27 protein-coding genes are annotated in these 25,306 nt (G+C 35.1%); 20 read left to right on the forward strand and 7 right to left on the reverse strand.

All coding sequences use genetic code 11. The features are described from left to right. Positions 1-27: 27 nt before the first annotated feature. From YQ22_RS03480 to YQ22_RS03500, 5 genes are all read left to right on the forward strand, one after another. On the forward strand, positions 28-639 hold the full coding sequence (locus YQ22_RS03480) for an LUD domain-containing protein (protein ID WP_071340080.1): 612 nt from the start codon (positions 28-30) through the stop codon (positions 637-639). Between the two features lies 1 nt (position 640). Next, positions 641-1,444 carry a phosphatidate cytidylyltransferase gene (locus YQ22_RS03485; RefSeq protein WP_071340081.1) on the forward strand — a complete coding sequence of 268 codons (804 nt, stop codon included), beginning with the start codon at positions 641-643 and terminating at the stop codon, positions 1,442-1,444. Then, positions 1,434-2,117, forward strand: coding sequence for a phosphatidylserine decarboxylase family protein (locus YQ22_RS03490; protein WP_058105959.1), 684 nt, complete (start codon positions 1,434-1,436; stop codon positions 2,115-2,117). The genes YQ22_RS03485 and YQ22_RS03490 overlap by 11 nt, the downstream gene beginning before the upstream one ends. Next, entirely contained in the window at positions 2,092-2,358 is a 267-nt protein-coding gene (locus tag YQ22_RS03495) for an acyl-CoA-binding protein (protein WP_058105958.1), read from the forward strand. The genes YQ22_RS03490 and YQ22_RS03495 overlap by 26 nt, the downstream gene beginning before the upstream one ends. Positions 2,359-2,437: 79 nt before the next feature. Further along, positions 2,438-2,911 (forward strand): hypothetical protein, encoded by a 474-nt coding sequence (locus YQ22_RS03500; protein ID WP_058105957.1) that lies wholly within the window; start codon positions 2,438-2,440, stop codon positions 2,909-2,911. Here YQ22_RS03500 and YQ22_RS03505 read toward each other — a convergent pair. The 4 genes from YQ22_RS03505 to YQ22_RS03520 all read right to left on the reverse strand — a co-directional run bounded on the left by YQ22_RS03505 (position 2,905) and on the right by YQ22_RS03520 (position 7,699). Beyond that, entirely contained in the window at positions 2,905-3,669 is a 765-nt protein-coding gene (locus YQ22_RS03505) for a creatininase family protein (RefSeq protein WP_198033510.1), read from the reverse strand. The genes YQ22_RS03500 and YQ22_RS03505 overlap by 7 nt on opposite strands. A gap of 82 nt (positions 3,670-3,751) precedes the next feature. Then, a complete protein-coding gene (locus tag YQ22_RS03510) occupies positions 3,752-3,919 on the reverse strand; it encodes a lmo0937 family membrane protein (RefSeq protein WP_027067903.1) in 168 nt (55 codons plus the stop codon). Between the two features lie 141 nt (positions 3,920-4,060). Next, a complete protein-coding gene (locus YQ22_RS03515) occupies positions 4,061-4,945 on the reverse strand; it encodes a dienelactone hydrolase family protein (protein ID WP_071340083.1) in 885 nt (294 codons plus the stop codon). 123 nt (positions 4,946-5,068) lie between these two features. Then, positions 5,069-7,699 (reverse strand): valine--tRNA ligase, encoded by a 2,631-nt coding sequence (locus YQ22_RS03520; RefSeq protein WP_071340084.1) that lies wholly within the window; start codon positions 7,697-7,699, stop codon positions 5,069-5,071. Between the two features lie 193 nt (positions 7,700-7,892). Between YQ22_RS03520 and YQ22_RS03525 the strand changes: the two genes are divergently transcribed. Beyond that, positions 7,893-8,285, forward strand: coding sequence for a DUF1573 domain-containing protein (locus YQ22_RS03525; protein ID WP_082643031.1), 393 nt, complete (start codon positions 7,893-7,895; stop codon positions 8,283-8,285). Between the two features lie 53 nt (positions 8,286-8,338). Here YQ22_RS03525 and YQ22_RS03530 read toward each other — a convergent pair whose 3' ends face one another. Continuing rightward, entirely contained in the window at positions 8,339-9,676 is a 1,338-nt protein-coding gene (locus tag YQ22_RS03530; RefSeq protein WP_071340085.1) for an aspartyl protease family protein, read from the reverse strand. A gap of 146 nt (positions 9,677-9,822) precedes the next feature. On the opposite strand from YQ22_RS03530, the gene YQ22_RS03535 reads away from it, so the two are divergent. The 9 genes from YQ22_RS03535 to YQ22_RS03575 all read left to right on the forward strand — a co-directional run bounded on the left by YQ22_RS03535 (position 9,823) and on the right by YQ22_RS03575 (position 18,738). Further along, entirely contained in the window at positions 9,823-11,013 is a 1,191-nt protein-coding gene (locus YQ22_RS03535; RefSeq protein WP_071340086.1) for a pyridoxal phosphate-dependent aminotransferase, read from the forward strand. Then, on the forward strand, positions 11,013-12,029 hold the full coding sequence (murB, locus tag YQ22_RS03540; protein WP_071340087.1) for a UDP-N-acetylmuramate dehydrogenase: 1,017 nt from the start codon (positions 11,013-11,015) through the stop codon (positions 12,027-12,029). The genes YQ22_RS03535 and murB overlap by 1 nt, the downstream gene beginning before the upstream one ends. A 204-nt stretch (positions 12,030-12,233) precedes the next feature. Next, a complete protein-coding gene (locus YQ22_RS03545; protein ID WP_071340088.1) occupies positions 12,234-12,797 on the forward strand; it encodes an RNA polymerase sigma factor in 564 nt (187 codons plus the stop codon). Next, positions 12,794-13,552 (forward strand): anti-sigma factor, encoded by a 759-nt coding sequence (locus YQ22_RS03550; RefSeq protein ID WP_058105950.1) that lies wholly within the window; start codon positions 12,794-12,796, stop codon positions 13,550-13,552. Before YQ22_RS03545 ends, YQ22_RS03550 begins: the two co-directional genes overlap by 4 nt. Before the next feature lie 74 nt (positions 13,553-13,626). Beyond that, on the forward strand, positions 13,627-13,830 hold the full coding sequence (locus tag YQ22_RS03555; protein ID WP_058105949.1) for a hypothetical protein: 204 nt from the start codon (positions 13,627-13,629) through the stop codon (positions 13,828-13,830). Positions 13,831-13,872: 42 nt separating this feature from the next. Beyond that, the gene (locus tag YQ22_RS03560; protein WP_071340089.1) at positions 13,873-14,433 is read left to right on the forward strand and encodes an RNA polymerase sigma factor; all 561 of its coding nucleotides are present in this window, start codon (positions 13,873-13,875) and stop codon (positions 14,431-14,433) included. A 101-nt stretch (positions 14,434-14,534) separates the two neighbouring features. Further along, a complete protein-coding gene (gene lipA, locus YQ22_RS03565) occupies positions 14,535-15,410 on the forward strand; it encodes a lipoyl synthase (protein ID WP_058105947.1) in 876 nt (291 codons plus the stop codon). 101 nt (positions 15,411-15,511) lie between these two features. Continuing rightward, positions 15,512-16,522, forward strand: a complete 1,011-nt coding sequence (gene gap / locus YQ22_RS03570; RefSeq protein ID WP_071340090.1) for a type I glyceraldehyde-3-phosphate dehydrogenase — start codon at positions 15,512-15,514, stop codon at positions 16,520-16,522. Next, complete coding sequence (locus YQ22_RS03575; RefSeq protein ID WP_083414185.1) at positions 16,519-18,738, forward strand: hybrid sensor histidine kinase/response regulator; 2,220 nt, start codon at positions 16,519-16,521, stop codon at positions 18,736-18,738. The genes gap and YQ22_RS03575 overlap by 4 nt, the downstream gene beginning before the upstream one ends. On the opposite strand, the gene lpxK is transcribed toward YQ22_RS03575, so the two are convergent. Next, positions 18,719-19,720 (reverse strand): tetraacyldisaccharide 4'-kinase, encoded by a 1,002-nt coding sequence (gene lpxK / locus YQ22_RS03580; RefSeq protein ID WP_071340091.1) that lies wholly within the window; start codon positions 19,718-19,720, stop codon positions 18,719-18,721. The genes YQ22_RS03575 and lpxK overlap by 20 nt on opposite strands. 50 nt (positions 19,721-19,770) lie before the next feature. Here lpxK and YQ22_RS03585 point away from each other — a divergent pair, with 50 nt between their 5' ends. Further along, positions 19,771-20,865, forward strand: a complete 1,095-nt coding sequence (locus YQ22_RS03585) for a Nif3-like dinuclear metal center hexameric protein (protein ID WP_071340092.1) — start codon at positions 19,771-19,773, stop codon at positions 20,863-20,865. Position 20,866: 1 nt separating this feature from the next. Continuing rightward, positions 20,867-21,646, forward strand: coding sequence for a zinc ribbon domain-containing protein (locus YQ22_RS03590; RefSeq protein WP_058105943.1), 780 nt, complete (start codon positions 20,867-20,869; stop codon positions 21,644-21,646). 72 nt (positions 21,647-21,718) lie between these two features. Here the strand turns inward: YQ22_RS03590 and YQ22_RS03595 are convergent, their stop codons facing one another. Then, the gene (locus YQ22_RS03595) at positions 21,719-23,068 is read right to left on the reverse strand and encodes an FAD-dependent oxidoreductase (protein WP_071340093.1); all 1,350 of its coding nucleotides are present in this window, start codon (positions 23,066-23,068) and stop codon (positions 21,719-21,721) included. Between the two features lie 156 nt (positions 23,069-23,224). On the opposite strand from YQ22_RS03595, the gene YQ22_RS03600 reads away from it, so the two are divergent. The 3 genes from YQ22_RS03600 to YQ22_RS03605 are packed head-to-tail and all read left to right on the forward strand — an operon-like array spanning position 23,225 to position 25,296. Next, positions 23,225-23,860: a flavin reductase family protein gene (locus YQ22_RS03600; RefSeq protein WP_071340094.1), complete on the forward strand. Its 636-nt coding sequence runs from the start codon at positions 23,225-23,227 to the stop codon at positions 23,858-23,860. Further along, positions 23,860-23,997 (forward strand): DUF2256 domain-containing protein, encoded by a 138-nt coding sequence (locus tag YQ22_RS18805; RefSeq protein ID WP_082643029.1) that lies wholly within the window; start codon positions 23,860-23,862, stop codon positions 23,995-23,997. The genes YQ22_RS03600 and YQ22_RS18805 overlap by 1 nt, the downstream gene beginning before the upstream one ends. A gap of 3 nt (positions 23,998-24,000) precedes the next feature. Then, positions 24,001-25,296, forward strand: a complete 1,296-nt coding sequence (locus YQ22_RS03605) for a DASH family cryptochrome (protein WP_071340095.1) — start codon at positions 24,001-24,003, stop codon at positions 25,294-25,296. The last annotated feature ends 10 nt before the right edge of the window (positions 25,297-25,306 follow it).

Genomic DNA, 25,306 nt, shown 5'->3' on the forward strand with positions numbered 1-25,306 from the left:
AGATAAGCAATTAGTTCAATAGTATAAATGGGGTTTTTAGATATTTTATTTGGTGGCGGCAAGAAGAAAGTTTCGAAAGAAACAGCAGAAACGCGTGGTGACCATATGCCCGATTTAAATATACCTGTTGATGAAAAATTTACTATTCATTTTAAACAGAATGGAGGTAAATTTATCTATTGCGATTCTGACAATGAGGTTTCACGAGCCATACAGAACATAATTACTGAAAATAATTGGGAGAATGAGCCTTTCTTTGTTCTCAATGAAAGGCTAGCCCAAAAATTTTCTAAAGAACCTATTACCTTTACCGACAATGCTAGACAAAGCGAAGTATTCTTTACTACCTGCGAGCATTTAATTGCACAAAATGGTAGTATTTTAGTTTGCTCTAACCAATTACTGGAAAAAAAGGTTAATGAATTACCAAGTAACGTAGTTGTATTTGCGACTACAAGTCAATTGGTAGAATCTATTGGAGAAGGTCTTAAGACCATAAAAAAGAAGTATGGCCAAAAAATACCGGCCAACATAACCACTTTAAAACACTTTAAAGCTACCGCAGAAAATTCAGATGATTTTCTAACGTATGGTAGTAGTACTAAAAATCTTTATCTTTTACTACTGGAAGATTTATAGTATGAAAGAAATTTTACGAAGGTCATTAACTGGGGCTGTATATATCATTTTATTGCTGTCAGCAGTATTTTTAAGCTCTGATGCGTTCGATTTTCTATTTATGACCTTTGGACTAGCATGCCTTTACGAGTATAAAAAATTGGTTCGTCTTAAAGGATATCACATATTTGCAGCATACTTAGCGCTTTGGTGGGCATTTATATATTTGGTAAAAGACCAGCAGGTTATTAATATACTTATGCTAATTACTATAGTAGTAGATATTTTTCTATTGATCAACCTTTTCACAAAAAAACCTTTAGTACTCAACACTCCATTAAAATTTATAGTAGGATTGTTTTACATTGGTGGAGGATGTATTTTTCTTACTATGATACCTTATAAAAATGATGCATTTGCCAAATTATTGATCATGGGCATTTTTATATTGATATGGGTAAATGATTCATTTGCATATTTAGTTGGCAAAAGTATTGGGCGTACTAAACTTTTTCCATCAGTTTCTCCTAAAAAAACTATTGAAGGTACTTTAGGAGGTTTTATATTTGCACTGGCAGCAGCTTATCTTATGGCAACTTTTGAGGAGCTAATTAGTCCTATTCAATGGATGATACTTGCTACTGTTATAGTTGTTGCGGGTAGTTTAGGAGATTTAATAGAATCTAAATTCAAACGAAAAGCTGGCGTTAAGGATAGTGGAGCCATATTACCAGGTCATGGTGGTATGCTTGATCGTTTGGATAGTTTGGTTTTTGCAGCACCGTTTGCATATTTAACTTTAAATATTTTTAGTTATGTTTCATAGAGAGGGACAAAAAATAATATTGTTTTCTTTTTTACTTGTTGGGGTTAGTATACTATTGGCCCATTTCTTTATTGATATAGCATGGCTGAAGCTAACGGTACAAATACTTGGCTTAATTATCTTGATAATTATACTACAGTTTTTTAGAAACCCTAAAAGACTGGCCAAAAAAGATTTTAATGAAATTTTGTCTCCTGTAGATGGTAAGGTTGTAGTTATTGAAGAAGTAGAAGAGAAAGAATATTTTAAGGATAAGAGAAGGCAAGTATCTATCTTCATGTCTCCCGTTAACGTACATGTTACCAGATACCCTGCAAGCGGTAGTATTACTTTCTCAAAATATCACCCAGGTAAGTACCTAGTAGCATGGCACCCAAAATCAAGCGAAGAAAACGAAAGAACAACGGTAGTCATAAAAACACCTAAATTCGGAGAAATTCTTTACCGACAAATTGCGGGTGCATTGGCCAGACGAATTGTAAATTATGCTGAAGAAGGTGAAAGTGTGCAGCAAGGTGACGATGCCGGTTTTATCAAGTTTGGCTCAAGAGTAGATTTGTTTTTACCACTAGACTGCCAAATTAATGTAAAACTTAACCAAAAAGTTAAAGGCGCCGGCACGTGTATTGCTACTTTTATTGACCCAAATGAAAAAGACGAACTTACATACTGAATTTGAGAAGACGGTTGATTTGGTAAATAACTATACTGAACCTATACCTGCAGATGTTCTTTTAAAACTTTATGCCTATTACAAAATAGCGAATGCTAATTTTGAAAACCCAGGCAGTAAAACTCCTTTGATAAATGCATTTAAGGCAAACGCCCTTTTTCAAGCCAAGAATATGAGCAAAAAAAAGGCCATGCAAGCTTATATTGAATTAGCTACGAAAGAATTGAAGGCAGGACAATGACCTTTTGTAAAATTTAATTTAAATTTATAGTTGTTGCAGTAGAGTTTAAAATTTTATTTAAACATATGACACGTGCCAAATGAAACAACTAGAAAAATTAAAACTCAACATTCTCAGAATCTCCATAGGACTTGTTTATCTATTTTTTGGCTTTATAAAATTTATACCCAATCTAAGTCCGGCCGAAGATTTAGCCACCAATACAATCGGAATTTTGACTTTTGGAATTTTGCATTCCTCCTTAAGCTTAATTGTATTAGCAGTTGTTGAAACCTTAATAGGTGTCTTTCTCATTGCAAACTGGAAACCCAGGATTTTTATCAGTATAGCTATAGTTCACATACTTTTCACGTTTACTCCTTTATTTTTATTACCAGAAGAAATTTTTGGCAAAGGTGAATTGGTTTTTACCTTGGCAGGGCAATATATAGTTAAGAATATAATCATTTTAAGTGCCCTTTTATCCTTAAAAATAGATTTGAATAACAATCTTGAAAAAACTGCCAGTACGGAACCATCGTCAGAACAATTGATTGCCATTAAAAATCAATGATATAAATCTTCTAAATCCGCATCACAAAGAGAACAGATAAGATCTTCTAATTTTTCACATACATCTTTAAAAAAACGTTCTCCTTTTTCAGCAGTAGCATACTCCGGATTACCTATACCTGTGTCACTACTAACTTTAGACCATTGGCGTTCTGCCCAAGCCCAACCCTCATTATAAGCTTTGATCTTAAATTTTTTAGCACTACCACTACCCCATGATTCTTTCGCCAATACCAGTTCTGGTCTTAAATAAAGCATTAGGCTAGTCTCCATCTCATCTGCATGATCACCTTTTTCCTTAAAATATTTAGATTTATCTAACATTGGTGGAAAAAAGCAGAAGCTGATGAACATCTTTGGAAACAATAAACCCAGTTCCCTAACAATTGGTTTAAAGTTATTTCCACCATGCCCATTGAACAATAGTAGTTTTCTAATTCCCTGTCTATCCAAAACAGTTACCAAGTCTTTCAATATTGCCAGTTGGGTAGACGGATTTAAATTCATATCTAAATAAATATCCTTTTGCCCAGTATTGACACCGTAAGGTATGGTGGGCAAAATAATTACTTTTTTACCCTTTTCCCATGCGATCTTACCCGCAGCTTCAACCATATTTTCAGCTTGGTAGTTATCTGTGCCATATGGCAGATGATAATTATGTGCTTCTGTTGCACCCCACGGTAATACCGCCAGTTCTATATTTTCATCCTTTAAATGATTCCAGTTTGTTTCTGCTAGTATATATGGTCGTATCATAGTATTAAAGATACTATATACGCATAAAAAAACCCTTGAATAAATTCAAGGGTATGTATATTATTTACTTAATGTAATGTACTTACAGGACTTTTTTACCAGATATAATGTTGTATAGAATTACAATAACTGCAATCACTAATAAAATATGTACTAAACTACCGGTTGCAAGTCCAGGAACAATTCCTAACATTCCTAATAACCATATAATTATACAAATAACTGCTACTAACCATAATAGACTTCTCATAATGTGTGTTTTTTTAGATTGTTTATATGACAAAGTTAAAGGCATTACCCCTTTACCCTTAACTCAAACGAATTGATTACTAGCTCTAAATCAGCAGCATACCATCAACACACTTCACTAGAAGTACTAAAAACCAACCACTTACATTAAATTTTCCTTAAAAAAATCAATGGTTCGCGACCATGCCAATTCTGCTGCCGGTTCGTCATATCTTGGAGTTGACGTATTATGAAAACCATGATTAACTTTCGGATAGAAATAGGCTGTATTTTCTTTACCCAGCTCATTAAGCTTTTTTTCATATTCAGGCCATCCGGCATTTACACGTTCGTCCAAACCTGCGTATTGCAGTAATAAAGGAGCGTTTATATCTTCTATTCCTTCCGTAGGCTGACCGCCATAAAATGGAACAGCAGCTGCTAATTCCGGCACTTTCACTGCCATCATATTAGAGATCCATCCACCGAAACAAAAACCTACAACCCCTATCTTACCTGTACACCCTTCATGATTCTTTAAATAATTAAATGCTGCAATAAAATCCTCAAGCATTTCATTTCTGTCTCTTTTCCGTTGCATTTCCCTACCTTCATCATCATTTCCCGGATAACCACCTAACGGACTTAAAGCATCTGGGGCAATCGTGATAAAACCCGCTAGAGCAGCTCTTCTTGCCGTATCCTCAATATACGGATTCAAACCTCTATTTTCATGTACCACCACTATACCCGGTAACTTTACGTCAGCTGATTTTGGTTGTGATAGTAATGCCTTAATCTCCCCACCGCCTTTTGGCGAATCATAGGTAATAAAACCAGAATCAAGATCAGGATTGTTTTTATCAACCAATAACGTAGTTTCGTAATCAGGCATTAAAAAACTCATTAACGAAGGTACCGTAATACCACCTACTGCGTACATTGATAGTTTTTGCACAAAGTCTCGCCGTTCTAGTTTATTATGCGCAAAGGCATCGTAAAGATCAAACACTTCTTGTTTAATATCCTCTTTTCTTAATGATTTCATTTTCAAAGCTTTTTGGTTCTATTTAAATTTACAAAAAGCACTTGAGTGTGTCCATGATTTTAACAATAGAAAAAGCCTCACTCCCAAAAATAGGAATGAGGCTTTGTTATTTATTAAAGAATATTAGCCTAAACTTGCTAAACTCTTTTCTAAAGTTTCAATTTTAGCCTCGGCATCAGCTAATTTTTGACGCTCAATTGCTATTACCTTTTCAGGGGCATTATTGACAAAACGCTCATTAGATAATTTCTTTTGAACAGACTGTAAGAATCCTTTGGTATATTTCAACTCTTCATTAATCTTCACAATTTCAGCCTCAATATCTATAGCACCTTCCATAGGTACAAAGTATTCGTTACTCTTTACCCTAAATGTCAATGCACCTTCTAACTGCTCTTCTGTATAAGCAATATCAGAAACATTGGTAAGTTTTGATATAACAACATCAAAACGATCGCTCACCTTTTCGGTATTTAAAACAGATAATTCCAATGCTTCTTTCATAGGAATATTCTTGTTCTTTCTTATAGTTCTGATACCGGCAATAACCTCAGCAGCAAAATCGAACTCTTCCAATAATTGTTCATCTATTTTACCTATTGTTGGCCACTTTGCAATCACCAATGCTTCGCTCTCGCTCCTTTTTGAAATATGCTGCCACACCTCCTCGGTCAAAAATGGCATGAACGGATGTAACAATTTCAAGTTCTGCTCAAATAGCTGAATTACCTTATCAAAAGTAATTTTATCAATAGGTTGTTGGTATGCAGGTTTAATAATCTCCAATAAAGAAGAACTATAATCATCCCAAACCAATTTATAAATTGACATTAAAGCATCGGAAATACGGAACTTGCTAAAGTGATCCTCTATCTCTACCAAGGTCTTGTTCAATTTAGACTCGTACCACTCTAAACCAAGTTTTGATGCTTCGGGCTGTGGTATATCTGCAACCTCCCAACCTTTAACCAATCGGAAACCGTTCCAAATTTTATTAGCAAAGTTTTTTCCTTGCTGACACAGATCTTCATCGAACATTAAATCGTTACCTGCCGCCGAACTTAGCAACAAACCAACGCGTACGCCATCCGCTCCATAATCTTCAATTAATTTTAATGCATCTGGCGAGTTCCCCAAAGATTTAGACATCTTGCGACGTTGCTTATCCCTTACCAAGCCTGTGAAATAAACATTCTCAAAAGGTTTTTTACCTCTAAACTCATACCCAGCAACTATCATTCTAGCTACCCAGAAAAATAGAATATCCGGACCCGTAACCAAATCGTTGGTAGGATAGTAATAATTCACCTCTTCATTATCCGGATCCATAATGCCTCCAAATACACTCATTGGCCATAACCAAGATGAAAACCAAGTATCTAGCACATCGGCATCTTGCCTTAAATCACTTTCCTGCAAATCTGAATTGCCAGATTTCTCCTTTGCCAGTTTTAATGCCTCCTTTAAATTAGCGGCAACCACAAAATCTTCTTGACCGTCACCAAAATAGAACGCCGGTATCTGTTGTCCCCACCACAATTGTCTAGAGATGTTCCAATCACGAACGTTCTCCATCCAATGGCGATATGTATTTTCAAATTTCTTTGGATGCAGTTTTACATCTCCACTTTCCAACACTGCTTCTAAAGCGGGTTTTGCCAAATCTTCCATCTTTAAAAACCACTGATCAGACAGTTTAGGTTCTATGACAGCTTTGGTTCTTTCTGAGGTACCTACTTTATTGATATGGGTTTCGGTTTTTACCAAAATACCCTTTTCCTCCAATTCTTTTGAGATTTCTTTTCTAACCACAAAACGATCTTTACCCTCGTAATGCATACCAAAACTATTTAAGGTGGCATCATCATTAAAGATATCTATAGTCTCCAAGTTATGCTTTTCGCCTAGCGCTTTGTCATTTATGTCATGCGCAGGTGTCACCTTTAAACAACCGGTACCGAACTCTACATCAACGTACTCGTCTTCTATAATAGGTATTACCCTATTACAAATAGGAACAATAACGTTTTTACCTTTTAAATGGGTAAAGCGCTCATCGTTAGGGTTAATACATATAGCAGTATCACCCAAAATAGTCTCTGGTCTTGTGGTAGCAATGGTCACTTTTTCATCTGAACCTTCTATGGCATATGACAAATAGTACAACAAACCTTGTTTTTCTTCATACACCACTTCTTCATCAGACAGGGTTGTTTGCGCCTCTGGATCCCAATTTACCATACGATAGCCGCGATAAATCAACCCTTTATTATAAAGGTCTATGAACACTTTTATAACACTATCATATCTTTCTTGGTCCATAGTGAACGCTGTACGGTCCCAATCACAAGAACAGCCCAATTTCTTTAACTGCTCTAGTATGATACCTCCATACTGGTGTGTCCAGTCCCAAGCATGTTTCAAAAACTCTTCCCTTGTAAGGTCATTTTTATTGATACCTTGCTCTTTTAATTTAGCCACCACTTTTGCCTCTGTAGCAATAGATGCGTGATCCGTACCAGGTACCCAGCATGCATTTTTACCTAATAAACGAGCTCTTCTGATCAATACATCTTGTATAGTATTGTTCAGCATATGCCCCATATGAAGAATACCGGTTACGTTTGGTGGTGGTATTACAATACTATAAGGTTCCCTATCATCGGGAACCGAATGAAAATATCCGTTTTTCATCCAATACTCATACCATTGAGATTCTGTGGACTGCGGATTATATTTTGAAGGAATTTCCATATTTGGAACAGTTTTTGAATAAATAAATATGTGGTTATTAAAAATAAAGCCGAACTGACATTCTAACGGTCATTTCAGCTAAATTTTACCTAAAATTAAATACGAAACAAAAATAAGTAACGTTAGAGTATAACAAAAGGATTTTGAGGTTGATCTGAAAAGATTTAATTTTGAAATCCACCCAAAATTAAAAATGATGAAAAAAATAGTACTTGTATTATTTGTAGGCTTACTAGGATTTAGCTTGACCGCTCAAGACACTGCGGCCAAAATAGAGTTTAAGTCAGAAACGGTTGATTATGGTGAAATAGCAAAAGGTTCTGACGGAGTTAGAGTTTTTGAATTTACCAACACCGGTACTGCTCCGCTTATTGTAAGTAAAGTAAGTTCTAGCTGTGGATGTACAATTCCAAAAAAACCGGAAGACCCAATTTTACCAGGTAAAACAGGTGAAATTCAAGTTAAGTATGATACTAACAGAGTTGGACCTATTCGTAAAGCGATTACGGTAATATCTAACGCAGATACACCAACAAAAGTTTTAAAGATCAAAGGAGAAGTAAAAGCTTCTACCGGTACCAAATAAAAATTACTGATGTAAAATTAAAAGCCCAACTGAAAAGTTGGGCTTTTTTTGTCTTATTGATCATCAAAAAGGGGTTTTAACTCAAAGCTGAACAACAAATCATTGTCATAACGCTCAACCAAAACCTTTATCCTTTTATCTTTTTTTACATTAAGCATGTGCATGATCTCTTGTAATTTGTATCTATGAATACGCTTACCATTTACAGCCAAAATTACATCACCCTCACGCAAGCCTGCTGAATGTGCCGGACTCCCTTGACGAATTCCCGATACAATTATCTCTGGCACCAAACTCAACCTTGTAGCTCCTTGAAGCAAAATTTGAACATCTCCATAAGATTTTGCATTACTATTTACAACACCGTTAGCATCGGTAATTCTTTCTGAAACATACCGCATACCGGCATGTTGAAGATCAATACCACTTATGTTATACTGAAATAGTTTACCAAAGTTTGAATTCTTGGTTAGTATGAGCTTTTCATTAGCATAATCAAACACCACATGAAAGCGCTTTATAATCTCCCCGCCAAGACTGCCATTTCTACCACCAAAATCAGCAATAGTATTAAATGTTTCCATATCAGGAAATGCTGCCTTGGCATCGCTCAAAATAAAATCAGAAATCTTTAAATGATTTATTTTGGTTCTTTTTCCAAAAATATCTCCCGCCAAACCTTTGCCAAGAAAATCCTGATAGTGTTTTTTTGGAAGTTGAATTCTCTCATCTTCAAACAACCAAACCGCATCACTACTACCCGTATCCAACAATAACTTAACAGGAATTTCATCGGTTTTATTGATCATCACATGAGCATCTAAATATGCTTTTCTTCTAATTACCGACATGTCCACTACCCTAGTATGCTTAGACGTTTTATATGTATAAAGCGCTGGATCATAAAACTTAATGGTCTTTTTGACATAATTGACATCCACAACAAAATCCCTAAATAAATCATACCCAATAATTCCATGCACAGGAATACCTAGACTTGGAGAAAAATTAATTCCCGCATCCATCACTACATAAATATTTTGATAAAGATTCTTTACACCACCCAGTTCCACCCTATTATTGGTAGACTTTAATGCGTTAATGGGATCACCTTCCCCCAAACCGTTAATGGTTATCTCCGTAACATTATTCAACTGAATGGAATCCTGATCCGCCAAATTGAACAGTATGGGCGTGCCCACACCAGAATCTAACACAAAAGACAATTCAGTTCCGTTTACCTCTACAGGAATAATCATAAGATTATTAATGAGCTGAAATTTTACCTTTTGAAACTTCTTGCCCTTTGGTAATTGGTATGTTTGTGCATTTACAGATAAACCTGCACAACCCGCAAAAAGAATCAAAAAAAGAATATATCTACGTAACATAATCTATATGAATTAGTTAAGCCTTTTTAAGATACGTAAATTTTTAATACGATCGCTATATTTAACAGCACATAGAAGTTTAAATAAAATACAATTTAATTGTAAGTACCATTATCATTTATCACTTTTGCGTAAAATATAATTATATGCCATCTGTCTCAAATAAAGGGCTTACCATGCCCCAATCACCCATTAGAAAACTAGTTCCTTTCTCAGAAGGGGCTAAAAAGAAGGGGATTAAAGTCATTCATTTAAATATTGGACAACCGGACATAAAGACTCCTCAACAAGCATTAGATGCCGTAAAGAACAACAACATTAATGTCTTGGAATATAGCCGTACCGAAGGTTCTGAAGAATTTAGAAGCAAAATTGCCCAGTATTATATTAAAAATGATATTCCGGTAAATGCCAATGAAATTATAGTGACCACTGGTGGATCTGAAGCTTTGTCCTTTGCCATGAATACCATTGCAGATACTGACGATGAAATTATAATTCCAGAACCTTTTTATGCAAATTACAATGGCTTTGCAACTGCCTGTGGCGTAACTGTGGTTCCTGTCGTTTCTAAGCTTGAAGATAATTTTGCCCTTCCTCCAATCGAGGAATTCGAGAAATTGATTACCTCAAAAACCAAGGCTATTTTAATTTGCAACCCAGGTAACCCTACGGGATACCTATATAGCAAAGAAGAAATACAAAAATTAGCAACACTGGTTAAAAAGCATAATATATTCTTGGTTGCCGATGAAGTATACCGAGAGTTTACGTATGACAACAAGACACACACTTCAATTTTAAAGGAAAAAGGCTTAGAAGAACACGCCATTGTCATTGATTCCGTTTCAAAAAGATATAGTATGTGCGGAGCTAGAATTGGTTATTTAGTTTCTAAAAACAAAGACTTTATTGCAACGGCTCTCAAATTTGCTCAAGCGCGATTATCACCACCAACCTACGCACAAATTGCGAGCGAAGCAGCTTTGGACACTCCTGATAGTTATTTTGCCGAAGTTAAAGAAGAATACGTTGCCCGAAGAAATCTTCTTATTACTGAACTTGAAAAAATAGAAGGCATTAAGATTGCCAAACCTCAAGGTGCGTTTTATTGTATTGCCGAATTGCCTATTGAAGATGCCGACCATTTTGCGCAATGGCTATTAGAAGACTTTAGCTTAAATAACGAAACTGTCATGGTAGCACCTGCAGCTGGATTTTACGCTACAGAAGGTCTGGGTAAAAAACAAATTAGAATTGCTTACGTTCTGGATAAAGAAAGTCTAAAACGTGCAGTACACATTTTAAGCGAAGCACTTAAAAATTACAAGGGTTAATGATCATTTATGACCACTTTTCTTTAAAGAACTACAATACTTTTGGTATTGATGCCACGGCTAGATACTTTGTGGAAGTAACCACTATTGAAGAATTACAGGATATTTTAGAGAATAACGCGTATCCAAGAAAAATTCTTATTGGTGGTGGTAGTAACATGTTGCTTACAGACTATATTGATGCTCTTTTTATACACGTTAATTTAAAGGGCAAGCAGATAGTTTCACAAGATGACAATAATGTGATCGTCAAAGTAATGGCCGGAGAAAATTGGCACAATATGGTAATGTGGGCAATTGACCATGATTTTGGCGGATTGGAAAATATGTCTTTAATTCCTGGTAATACCGGTACGGCTCCTATCCAGAACATTGGTGCCTATGGGGTAGAATTAAAAGATTGTTTTGTAAGTTGTGAAGCTGTTAGAATAAAAGATCAACAATTGGTAACTCTTTCTAAGGAGGAATGTCAATTTGGCTATAGAGATTCGTTCTTTAAAAAAAAAGGCAAAGACAAGTACGTAATTACATCGGTCACTTTCTCCTTTACAAAAAAGAACCATAATATTAATTCTGGTTATGGTGCTATAGAAAATCAATTGCTTAAGGAGTCTATTTCAAATCCTACAATAAAAGATATTTCCAATGCCGTAATAGCAATTCGCCAAAGTAAGTTGCCAGACCCAAAAGAATTAGGAAATAGTGGTAGTTTTTTTAAAAATCCGATTGTCACAAAAGAAATTTTCACCCGGTTCAGCACAACATATCCAGAGGCACCTTTTTACAAAGTATCAGATGACTGTTTTAAAATTCCTGCAGGCTGGTTAATAGAACAATGTGGCTTTAAAGGAAAACGATTTGGCGATGCCGGCGTACATACAAATCAAGCATTGGTACTGGTCAATTATGATAATGCCACCGGTAAAGACATTCTAGATCTTGCAGCAAAAATTATTGAAGAGGTCAAAAGAAAGTTTGGAATTGAAATTAGTCCAGAGGTTAATCTAATAAAATAACCCCTGTAAAATTTACAGGGGTTATTACCAAACCAAACCAACCAAAAACAAAGTGGGCAGTTACCAGCTGACCACTTATTCAATATATATTTTTAGAAAACGCCACTTTAACAATCAATTTTATAATTTAGCGTTTAAGCATATACGGTTCAATCTTAGCATTTGGATGTCCATTATAAAAAAATATGTACATCTTTTTAAATTATGAGCACTCTATTAGAAAATCATATTGTTGAATTATTACAAGAGCGAAACGAAAAAGCGATTTCCCTTTTGTACGATAATTATGCTGATACCCTATTGGGTGTTGCCAATAAAGTAGTACGGGATCCAGAACTTGCACAAGACGTGGTTCAAGAATCGTTTGTGAAAATTTGGAAGAAAGCAGATTCTTACGACCCTAAAAAAGCAAAACTTTTTACTTGGCTTTTTAGAATTACACGTAACACTGCAATCGATAAATTAAGAAGTGTAAACACAAAAAGTGATAAAGAAATCCAAATAGATGTTTCAGACGTATATACTTTAGGTGTTGAAAGCACAAGACCAGAATTAATGGATGTAAAAGAACATCTAGACAAAATTGAAGAAAAATATCAAATTGTACTAGAAGCTCTTTTCTTTCAAGGCATGACCCAACAAGAAGCAAGTGATGAGTTGGATATACCATTGGGAACCATTAAATCTAGATTAAAGATAGGATTGCGCGAATTAGGCAAAATCTATGGTCCTACCGTAATAGCCATGATATTAAATATTGTATTATGAAAGACAAAATAAAAATTTTCCTCGATTCAGATTTGTTGGAAAAATATCTTTTAGGAACCACTACAGAGTTAGAAAGCTTACAAGTGGAGCGCTACATTGCCATGTACCCTGAAGTTAGGGAAACCTATGCAGAGCTACAGGAAAACCTTGAAATTTTTGCTAAGTTACACGCCATTGAAGCCCCACAAGGACTTAAGGATAAAATCAACGCAAGAATTAAAGCTGAACGTAAAGGCAGAAAAAGATTTTACAGCTATGCTATTGCAGCTAGTATTACCGCTATACTATTTATTGGCATTTCAACTTTCTTCTGGAATCAGAACCAGAGTTTACAAGAAGAGAACAGTGTTGTTAGCAATAAAATAAAATTGCTAGAGGAGAATATGAAAGAACAATTGGAAGACGTGCGCAACCAATTTATTGTTCTTAACAATCCACAGACAAAAAAGTATAACGTAAAAGGCAACCAAAAAGCAAAGGAGCTTAAAGCTGTGGCATACATTAATCCTGTTAAAAAACTATCCTATATTAATGTTAGCAAATTGCCTAATATTCCTGAAAGCCAGTGTTTTCAAATGTGGGCAGAGGTTAATGGCAAAATGATCAATCTGGGTATTATAGAGGAAGCAGGAGACCAACAAAAGTTGCTTGCACTGCCATATGCGGAAAATGCCGTTGGTTACATTACCATAGAACAAAAAGGTAACAACCAAGCACCGACCGTAGAAAATATAGTTGCCAACATAGCTTACTAGGTCAACTCACATAAAGTATTCTTAAAGCCCCATATTTGGGGCTTTATTTTTTATCTTTGTATAAAATTCAGCATATGAAACTAGTATTATTGACCATTGGGTTATTAGCATTGGCTTTTGCAGGAATAGCTATTAAAATATGGTCTAAAAAAGATGGTAAGTTTGCAGGTACATGTGCCAGCCAAAGTCCGTTTCTAAATCAAGATGGGCAAGCTTGTGGTATGTGTGGCAAAATGCCAGATGAACAAGATTGTAAAAAAGATTTAATCTCAGAATAAGTACACTTACTTCTTAAAACAAGGAGTTTACAATATCGGTATTTGAATAACACAGACAAATTAGAAGAAACAATTCTTAAAGCTAAACAAGGCAATCAAATTGCGTTCAGCCGTTTATTGGATATGTTTTGGAACGATGTGTATGGATTTCAACTAAAACGTACCGAAAATGAGAACGACTCTGAAGACATTACCATACAGACCTTCTCAAAAGCGTTCGATAAAATTCACACCTATAATGATGCTTATGTTTTTAAGACATGGTTGATAACCATTTCAAAGAATATACATATTGATCTGGTGAGAAAGCGAAAAAAGAGTTTGTTAGACTCCCATAGCAACACCGAGGCCATAACTTCAGCTTTAGATGCCACCCCTTCTATGGAAGATCAACTTATTCAAGAACAGAATTTGGCCGATTTACTAAGGGATATCAAAAAATTGAAACCTCATTATCAAGCGGTAATCAACTTAAGATATTTTAATGAGTTGAGCTATGCCGATATAGCATCTCAATTAAATGAACCTATTAATAGCGTAAAAGTTAAGTTACTAAGGGCAAAAAAGCTTCTTTCAGAAATTATTGAAGCGAGAAAAAAATAACATATTGGTTATTACGTAATTTTTTCACCTTCATTTGTGTTGAATACAATTCTACTTTATCCTCATTTTTATAGTTCGTATATTTGTATTAAAATTATCGCATGTCAACAGTTGTAAAAGAAAATGTTGCTCCACCAAAAGGCAAACCAAAATGGCTACGGGTTAAATTACCTACCGGTAAAAAATATACCCAGCTTAGAGGCTTAGTTGATAAGTATGATCTTCATACCATTTGCACCAGTGGTAGTTGCCCTAATATGGGAGAATGCTGGGGAGAAGGTACGGCTACCTTTATGATTTTGGGTAATGTTTGTACAAGATCATGTGGCTTTTGCGGTGTTAAGACCGGTAGACCTGAAAACGTAGATTGGGCAGAACCGGAAAAAGTAGCTAGGTCCATTAAAATAATGGGAATCAAACATGCTGTAATTACCTCTGTAGACAGAGATGACCTTAAAGATATGGGCTCTATTATTTGGGCAGAGACCGTTAAGGCCATAAGAAGAATGAACCCTACAACAACTTTAGAAACTTTAATTCCTGATTTTCAAGGAATAGAAAAGCATTTGGATAGAATTGTTGCTGTTGCCCCTGAGGTGGTATCACACAATATGGAGACCGTTAAAAGGCTGACCAGGGAAGTACGTATACAAGCAAAATACGAACGTAGTCTTGAAGCTCTTAATTATCTAAAAAAGCAAGGTATTAACAGAACCAAGTCTGGTATTATGCTAGGTTTAGGTGAGCATGAAGATGAAGTTATAACAACTTTGGCAGATTTACGAAAGGCAGACGTTGATGTTGTAACTATTGGGCAATATCTACAACCCTCTAAAAAACATCTTCCTGTAAAAGAGTTTATTACCCCTGAACAGTTTAAAAAATATGAGGATATAGGTCTAGAAATGGGCTTTAGACATGTAGAAAGTGGTGCTTTAGTTAGATCTTCTTATAAAGCACACAAGCATATTTTATAAATTCTCAACAACATACTTCTTAGCAACTATGCTAAGATTATTAGATAGGCCTAAATTATTGGCCATTATCTGTATTAACTGAACACATTCATCGGCAACCAATGCAAAAACTAAACATAGGCATTAATGGTTTTGGAAGGATAGGCAGAACCCTATTTCGCTTAATGCAAGCACATGAAAATTTAAATGTGGTTGCTATTAATGATTTGGCAGATACCCGTACTCTTTCACATCTTTTAAAATATGATAGTATTCACGGTACTTCACCGCTCAATATCTCTCATGATGACAAGCACATTATCGTTAATGAAAGAGCTATAGCTTTATATAATGAACCTCATCCGTCTAAAATAAATTGGTCATCTTCCGCAGTTGACTTGGTTGTAGAATGCACAGGTAAATTTAAGGATAGAAAAACATTATCTTTCCATATTAAAAATGGCGCCAAGAAAGTTATTTTGTCCGTACCCCCCACTGAAGATGATATTAAAATGATCGTTTTCGGCATCAATGAAAATACGTTGACAAAATCTGACGAAATCATATCAAATGCATCTTGTACTACGAACAATGCCGCACCAATGATAAAAATAGTCAATGACCTTTGTGGTATAGAGCAAGCGTACATTACTACCATACATTCCTACACAACCGATCAAAGTTTGCACGATCAACCTCATAGAGATTTAAGAAGGGCCCGTGCAGCATCACAATCTATAGTACCTACAACAACCGGGGCTGCAAAAGCATTGACTAAAATATTCCCAGAATTGGCAGATACTATTGGGGGTTGCGGCATTAGAGTACCTGTGCCAAACGGCTCATTAACAGACATTACCCTTAATGTAAAAAGGGAAACGAGCATTGATGAAATAAACGCTACTTTTGAAAAAGCGGCCAAAAACCAGTTTAAAAATATTGTTCACTATACCAGCGACCCAATTGTTTCTATCGATATAAACAATAGTTGCTACTCTTGTACGTTTGATTCTTTGATGACCTCTGTCATAGGTAAAATGGTTAAGATCATTGGTTGGTATGATAATGAAACAGGTTATAGTAGTAGAATTATAGATTTAATTAACTTCATTAGTTTTAAAAAGTATATTTGAAAATTTTATTTTTAAATAAAGTAATTAAAGTTTTATTAGTCCCCATTATAATTTTGGCGACTACTACTGTCGTATTTGCCCAAGACCCAATTTCCCAAAAAGATATTCAACCTTATTTTGATCAAGCACGAAAGTTCAAAAATCAAGACAAGATAGACCTTGCCCTAGAAACGTTGAACACAGCTGCCAATGAAGCGGAAAAACGTGAAGACATTAAAGGTTTAATTGATAGTCTTCATGAACTGGCACTTTTATATTTAAGAATTGACAAAGAAGGTGACACAGAATTCTATTGGGATCGTGCCAGCGTATTATTAAAAGATATTTCTTACCCATACGGTGATGGCATGCACAAGTATATTGAAGCTATATTACTACATAGAAGTAATAGAAACTTTCAATCCCTATTTATGCTCAACGAAGCCAAGCAGCTAAATAACGATCGTAATTTTTACAATAATCTATTGTTGACAGAAGCAAAGGTTTATTTAAGTCTTGAAAAATACGATAGTGCCTCTAAAAATTTGAATTCACTTTTGGTCAATACAGACTTGTTTGAAAAAGAATATTTAACAAGTCAAGCATATCTTACCCTTGCCGAACTAAATTTAATTCAGGAAAATTTTCCTGAAGCAGCCAAAAATGGCGAGAATGCCTTGGAAGTTGCCAAACATAATGGTTTTCTAGAAGACATTAAAGATGCAAATATTCTCTTGACCTCGGTTTATGAAAAATTAGGACTATACCAAAAATCATTGGTAAACAGTCAAAATTTAGTTCAATTGAAGGACTCCATTTTCAATGTTGAAAAGAATAAAATAGAAGCAAAAACTGCAGATAAAATAAGGGATAATTATAAAACTGAAGAGATTGCCCGTCAAGAAAAGAAAATTGAAGAACTGACGGAATCTCAGAACAGATCTGAACTAACGGCTATTTTAACATCTGCTTTTTTAATTATCATATCATTATTGGCTGTTACACTTTATAGAAACAATCAAATAAAATTAAAGACCAACGATCTTTTACAGACTAAAAACAAAGAACTACAAATAGCAAGAGATGGTGCAGTACAAGCTATGGAAGCTAAGACCAACTTTCTCTCAACAGTAAGTCATGAATTAAGAACTCCACTTTATGCTGTTACTGGTCTCACCCATTTATTACTTGAAGAAAACCCTGAAGAGCACCAAAAAGAACATTTAAAAGCTTTAAAATTTTCGGGTGATTACTTACTTAATTTCATCAATGATATTTTACATATCAATAAAATTGACGCCAATAAGCTTGAACCCTTGAATATGGAGTTCAATCTAAAAAAGGTAATTAACGAAGTAATTAATTCACTAGGACAAAGTGCCAAATCTAACAATACCAACCTTATTTTAGAGTATGACCCTAAAATACCTAGCCATTTACTTAGTGACCCATTAAAGTTATCGCAGATTTTCATGAACCTAATCGGTAATTCGATTAAATTCACCAAGGGAGGTGAAGTTAGGGTGATTTCTAAACTTTTGAACAAGGATCAAGATGATGTCACCATTTACTTTGAAGTGAAAGATAATGGAATAGGCATATCAAAAGAAAAACAGAAAAGTATTTTTGAAGGTTTTGAGCAAGGATCTATTCAAATAAACAGGGAATATGGCGGAACGGGACTTGGCTTAACCATTGTAAAAAGTCTTTTGGGTCTTTTCAATAGTCAAATTGAACTAGAAAGTAATTTAGGAGAAGGAAGCTCATTCTTCTTTGAGATTAAAATGAAGAGTATTGATGATCTTGCCGAGGATGTTGCTTTTGAAATTGCTCCTAAAGACTATGACTTTAAAGGTCTTCATTTATTGATTGTTGAGGATAACAAAATCAACCAGGTCATTACCAAAAAAATGTTGACCAAAAGAGATATGACCAGTGATATTGCCAATAATGGTCATGAAGCGGTTGATCTTGCCAAAGAAAATGTATATGACGCCATTTTAATGGATATACACATGCCAGGAATTAGTGGTGAAGAAGCTACCATAGAAATTAGAAAGTTCAATCAAGACACTCCTATTATTGCATTAACCGCAATTTCTTTAGATGATAGTTTAGAAAGTTTTTATGCTGCCGGATGTAATGATGTTGTTACAAAACCATTTAAGCCAGAGATTTTCTACCAAAAAATAGGTGAAAATATTTTTGACAAAAAGCCTAAGAATTCTTTGTCATAAACTGCAGTAATTCCTGCCTCAAAGCTTCTTTCCCATCGTATAGAAACTCATGTTTCACTTCAATATAATGTAGGTTTGGAATTTTTGACTTTAGCCTTACGTAATCCTTTTCAGTAGTAAGAATCGTTTCCTTCTTTTTTAAATCCTCTATTTCCGCATCCGTAAAAAAGTGATGATCGTTGAATTTCAAATGCTCAAATGTAATACCGGATGATTTCAAAAACATCTCTAAAGGAATCGGGTTGGCTATGCCCGTTACCAAAGTCACGTTTTTAGTTTTTAAGCTTTCAAGTGGCATTTCAACACCCTTTAAATCTCTATTATAATCCAAATAACTAAAAAATACTTTTTGGTAGTGTTTGGGAGCAAGCTGTAAAAGTATTGTTGATTTATCGGAATTGGATAAATCTGCAGGGCATTTAGTTATTACTATAATGTCTGCCCGGTTTGCCTCTCCTTTAAAATCCCTTAAATCGCCTGTAGGTAGATACCAATCATTGACATACAAATTATCATAAGCCGTTAACAATATTGAAAAATCAGGTTTTACCTTTCTGTGCTGAAAAGCATCATCCAATAAAATAACATTGGGATCAATATCTGTCCTTAATTGGTTTATTCCATTTCTCCTATCTGCATCAACTGCGACGGCAACTTTTGGAAATTTCTTTTTTAATTGAAACGGTTCATCACCTAACTCCTCTACACTGGTATGATTACCGGCAAGTAAAAATCCCTTAGTTTTTCTCTTATACCCCCTGCTTAATATAGCAACTCTAAAACTTTCACCTAGTTCACGTACCAGTAATTCTATCATAGGTGTTTTACCGGTACCGCCAACGCTTAAATTACCTACACAGATTGTTTTTACAGCAAACGTTTTAGACGAAAAAACACCCATGTCGTATAATCGATTTCTAAAAAAAACAATCAATCCGTATAGGAGTGAAATGGGAAAAAGAAGTTTTCGTATTAGCTGCATTAGAACGAAATTATAATAATTTATCTTTGAATATCTTATTTTTCCATAAAATGACTGTAAAAGACATCACCCGAATATTAGAAGAATTTGCCCCACTACCCTATGCCGAGGATTTTGATAACGTTGGCCTATTGGTGGGCAATGCAACAAATGAAGTGAGCGGAATATTGGTTACGTTAGACACCTTAGAGAATGTTGTTGATGAAGCTATCGCCAAGAATTGTAACCTTATTGTTAGTTTTCACCCTATCATTTTCGGTGGCTTAAAAAAGATTACCGGTAAAAATTATGTGGAACGTGTAGTCATTAAAGCTATCAAAAATGATATTTCCATTTATTCTAACCATACCGCACTTGATAATGCCCGTTACGGAGTCAATGCCAAAATATGTGAGGTACTAGGTCTTTCGAATACAAAAGTACTACTTCCCCAAAAGAACACGATAAAAAAATTAACTACGTACGTACCCAAAAATACTATTGAAGAAGTGAAAAATGCGCTTTTTAAAGTAGGTGCCGGTAACATTGGCAACTATTCCAATTGTAGCTTTTCGGTTGAAGGAAATGGCACCTATAAAGCCAATGAAGGTGCAAACCCCACCATTGGTACAATTGGAACTACCCATACCGAGAACGAAGTGATGCTCACATGCGTGTTTGGTAAAGATCGGGAGTCCGTTATAATTAATGCACTATTGACCTCACACCCTTACGAAGAAGTAGCTTATGATATACAAACCATAGAAAACACCAACCAACATATTGGTATGGGCATGATCGGTGAATTAGACCTAGAGGTTTCAGAAATGCAATTTCTAAATGACCTTAAGCTCAAAATGAACGCAAAATTGGTGCGACATTCCAATTTATTGAACAAACCCATTAAAAAAGTAGCCGTTTTAGGTGGCAGTGGCTCTTTTGCCATTGGAGCGGCAAAAGCTGCCAAAGCAGACGTATTTGTTACTGCTGACCTTAAATATCATCAATTTTACGAGGCTGAAAATCAAATAATTTTGGCAGATATTGGACACTTTGAAACTGAGCAGTTTACAAAAAACCTTTTAGTTGATTATCTTACAAAAAAAATTCCTAATTTTGCAATCCATTTATCGGAAAGTATAACAAATCCCATCAATTATTTTTAATATGGCAAAAAAAGAAGATTCGTCTGTAGAAGCAAAGTTAAGAGCATTATATGATCTGCAATTAATTGATTCTAGGGTTGATGAAATAAGGAATGTTCGTGGTGAACTACCTTTAGAAGTAGAAGATTTGGAAGATGAAGTCCTTGGCCTAAAAACGAGAATGGATAAGCTTAAAACCGATTTAGAGAATATAAACTTTGAAATTGGCGCTAAGAAGAACCTGATTGAAGAAGCAAAGGCTTTAATTAAAAAATACGGCGAGCAACAAAAAAATGTTCGTAATAGTAGAGAGTTCAATTCTATTAGTAAAGAATTGGAATTCCAAGAATTGGAAATTCAATTAGCTGAAAAGAACATTAAAGAATTCAAAGCTCAAATAGAGCAAAAGAAAGCTGTTATCTCTGATACCAAAGAACGTTTATCTGAGCGTGAGGCACACTTAAAGCATAAGAAAGGTGAATTAAACGCTATTCTTGCCGAAACGGAAAAAGAAGAAAAAGCGTTGTTGGAAGAGTCTATCAAATTCCAAGATAAAATTGAAGAGCGTTTGGTTAAGGCATATGCCCGTATCCGTAACAACGTTAAAAATGGTTTAGCTGTTGTTCCAATTGAAAGAGGAGCATCTGGTGGGTCTTTCTTTACAATTCCACCACAGGTACAAGTTGAAATTGCTTCAAGAAAAAAAATCATTACAGATGAGCATAGTGGTCGTATTTTAGTTGACCCAGTTCTAGCTGAAGAAGAAAGTGAAAAAATGCAAAAAATGTTCGCTAAATTATAATAGCGCACATTGTATAAAAAAGAAAAGCCATCTTCTAAAGATGGCTTTTTTATTGGTATTCGTATAAAATTCTCAGGAATCGGCTAACAGCTTCAACATTAAGTTCTCAACCTCTAAACTATCCCAATTTTCTGCAATATTGGATATTTTCATAACCTCTTTCATTATTTCTTCTTGAGCATCACCTTCCGCTAATGCTTCTGCATAAGGTCTATTGGAAAAAGTAACCCTGCTATATGCAGGTATCCATTTTTCTGGGTGTTTTGTAGAAAAGTGTTTTTCTATTTTCTTTTGAAGTAAAAAATTAGCGTCTGCAGTTTTACTGCTCATCTCTATGAAGTTTCTATAACTCAGCTCTGCTATAGCATCGGCATTTGGCTTGCGTTTTTCTTGATAGGTAGTAAAAATACGCTCCCAATCATCTCCAAATTCCTGAATAAGCTGATCTAAGACATAAATATCTTCAAAACCAGCATTCATACCCTGACCATAAAAAGGAACCACAGCATGGGCAGAATCTCCTACCAGCGCTACCTTGTCCCAATAGGTCCAAGGATAGCATTTCATAGTTACCATGGCACTTGTAGGGTTTTTAAAGAAATCTTCGGTAAGGTTTTCAATTTCATCCTTTACATTTGGAAAATAAGTATTGAAAAAGCGTACAGCATCTTTCTTTGTTTGTAAACTTTCAAAAGATACTTCCCCTTCAAATGGCATAAAAAGGGTGCATGTAAAACTGCCATCTAAATTGGGCATAGCAATAAACATGAATTTACCTCGCGGCCAAATATGAAAAGAATGCTTATCTAGTTTATGTGTACCGTCTGCGTTAGCAGGTATGGTCAATTCTTTATATCCAACATCAATAAAATCTTGCGAATAGTCAAACCTACTACGGCGCTGCATTTTATGTCTCACCCTAGAAAATGCCCCGTCACAACCAAATACCAAATCAAATGGATATTCTTTCCACTCGCCCTTTTCACTTTCACCTGTGAAAACAACCGCCCTAGGCAGATCAATATCCCAAACCTTTTCTTCAAAACGAAAGTCTACCCCATTATTTTCGGCTAAATCAATCATTCGTTTGTTCAGGACCCCTCTTGATATGGACCAAATTGCCTCACCATCCTTACCATATTTTTGAAAATACTGTTCTTTACCAATAACGTGCATGGCACGTTTGTCTAAAGGAATGGCTATTTTTTTGATCTCCTCCTCTATTCCAACAGTTTTTAAAGCATTCCATCCCCTATTACTCATAGCCAGGTTAATGGATCGACCAGAAAACTCAATATTTCTAATATCCGGTCTTCTATCAAACACCGTTATTTTATGTCCGTATCTCTTTAAGTAAATAGCTAGTAAAGATCCTACTAATCCAGAGCCTATTATGGCAATATTCTTTTTTTCTTGGGTCATGTACTGGGCTTTAAGCCTACATTAAGTGAATGTTAAAAATATGAAATATTGCCCAAAATTTAAGCTTTATCGCAACAAACTGAACAAATCATTTATCTGATAAGGTTATTTTTTGTTTAATTTTTTAATATTTTTGTTAAACAAAATAAATTTATCTTGAAACATTTTACCTCAAAGGATATTCATGAAATGCCCAGTAGATATAGGGCACATTTGATCAATAGTTGTACTGGTTATAAATCTGCCAATCTTTTAGGGACAAAATCAGTATCGGGTATTAGTAATTTAGCCATTTTCAACTCCGTGGTGCATATTGGCAGTTCTCCGCCAATGCTAGGTTTCATTTTACGTCCGTTAACAGTTACAAGAGATACTTATAAAAACTTTAAAGAGACTGGCTTTTTTACTGTAAACCAAGTAAACAATGAAATAATGAAAGGCGCTCACCAAACCGCAGCAAGCTACAAGGAGCATATTTCAGAATTTTCAAAAACAAATTTAACCGAAACTTACTTAGACCAATTTCACGCTCCCTATGTAGATGAAAGTGCTATAAAACTGGGGTGTAGTTATGTTAATGAATATAGAATAGAAGAAAATGGATGTGTAATGATCATAGGTGCCATTGAACATATTTATTTGCCCGACGACATTTTACATGAAGATGGCTGGTTACAATTAGACAAACATAACGCTGTTGTGACCAATGGTTTAGATGCGTATGCGCTACCTAAACTTTTAACTAGGTTTTCTTATGCTGAACCGGACAAGCCTTTACAAAAATTACTGTAATGGCGCATAAAAAAATACAGCTGCCTTCTAAAATATGTATTACCTGTAAGAAGCCATTTTCATGGCGTAAAAAATGGAAAAGAGATTGGGACCATGTAAAATACTGTAGTAAAAAGTGTAAACAACTTAAACAATAGAATATGAATAATTTAATCTGGTTTAGAAATGACCTAAGAATAGGTGATAATTCCTCCTTGAACGTTGCCGTGAAGGGTCAGAAAGTTATTGCCTTCTATTGTTTTGAAACTATTTTTTTTGATTATGATAATTACGGATTTAAACGAACGGGCAAGTACCGGGCCAAGTTCTTACTTGAAACCGTAACCCAATTAAAAGCAGCGCTTAAAAAACTTAACATTGCCCTTTTCATTTATGTGGGCCGATCTGAAGATTTCTTGCCTAAATTAATTGAACAACATAATATCCATACCGTATTTCTACAAAAAGAATGGACAAGAGATGAGCAGGTTGTATTGGAAAAGGTGAAGAACAATGTATCGTCTACTATACAATTCAAAGAAGTGTACGACCAATTTTTATTTCATCCAGATGATATTCCCTATACAAGTTTCAAATCCATACCAGAAATATTCACCAACTTCAGAAAAGATTGCGAAATCCATTGCAAGGTAAGAGCTCCTCAAATGCCTATTAAGGCAATGTCTAAGAATAATTTGGTCCGCACTAAAACAGAATTACCCACTTTAAATCAATTGGGTTTTAATGACTTCACCCAACACACGCATACGGCCTTCCCTTTTCAAGGTGGTGAACATGAAGCACAAAAACGCATCGAACAATATTTTTGGGATTCTCAAAAGCTAGCCGTCTATAAAAAAACCAGAAACGGGTTAATTGGTGAAAATTATAGTTCAAAACTCTCTGCCTGGTTAGCTAATGGGAGTATATCCCCCAGAACCATCTACTGGGAAGTTAGAAAATTTGAAAAAGAAATAGTAAAGAACCAAAGTACCTACTGGTTAATCTTTGAACTTATTTGGCGTGATTATTTTAAGTATATCTCCTTAAAACATGGTGATAAAATCTTTGGACTAACAGGTATACTTCAAAAGCCTTACGAATGGAAAAGAACATCAGTAGCACTAGAAAAATGGATAAATGGTACTACCAAAGAACCTTTTATCAATGCAAATATGAAAGAATTATTGGCAACCGGATGGATGAGCAATAGAGGTAGACAAAATGTAGCCAGTTTTTGGTCTAAGGAATTGGAGCAAGACTGGCGAATTGGCGCCGCATATTTTGAGCGTATGCTCATAGATTACGATGTGCATAGTAACTATGGAAATTGGATGTACAATAGCGGCGTTGGTAATGACCCCAGAGATAGAAAGTTCAATAGTAAAAGTCAGGCTGATCGCTATGATAGTGCCGGTAGTTACCAACGTTTGTGGCTGCAAGGAACATTGTTTTAAAAATTAAAAT

Origin of the sequence: Maribacter sp. 1_2014MBL_MicDiv (assembly GCF_001865655.1) — a bacterium.
Lineage (GTDB): Bacteria > Bacteroidota > Bacteroidia > Flavobacteriales > Flavobacteriaceae > Maribacter > Maribacter dokdonensis.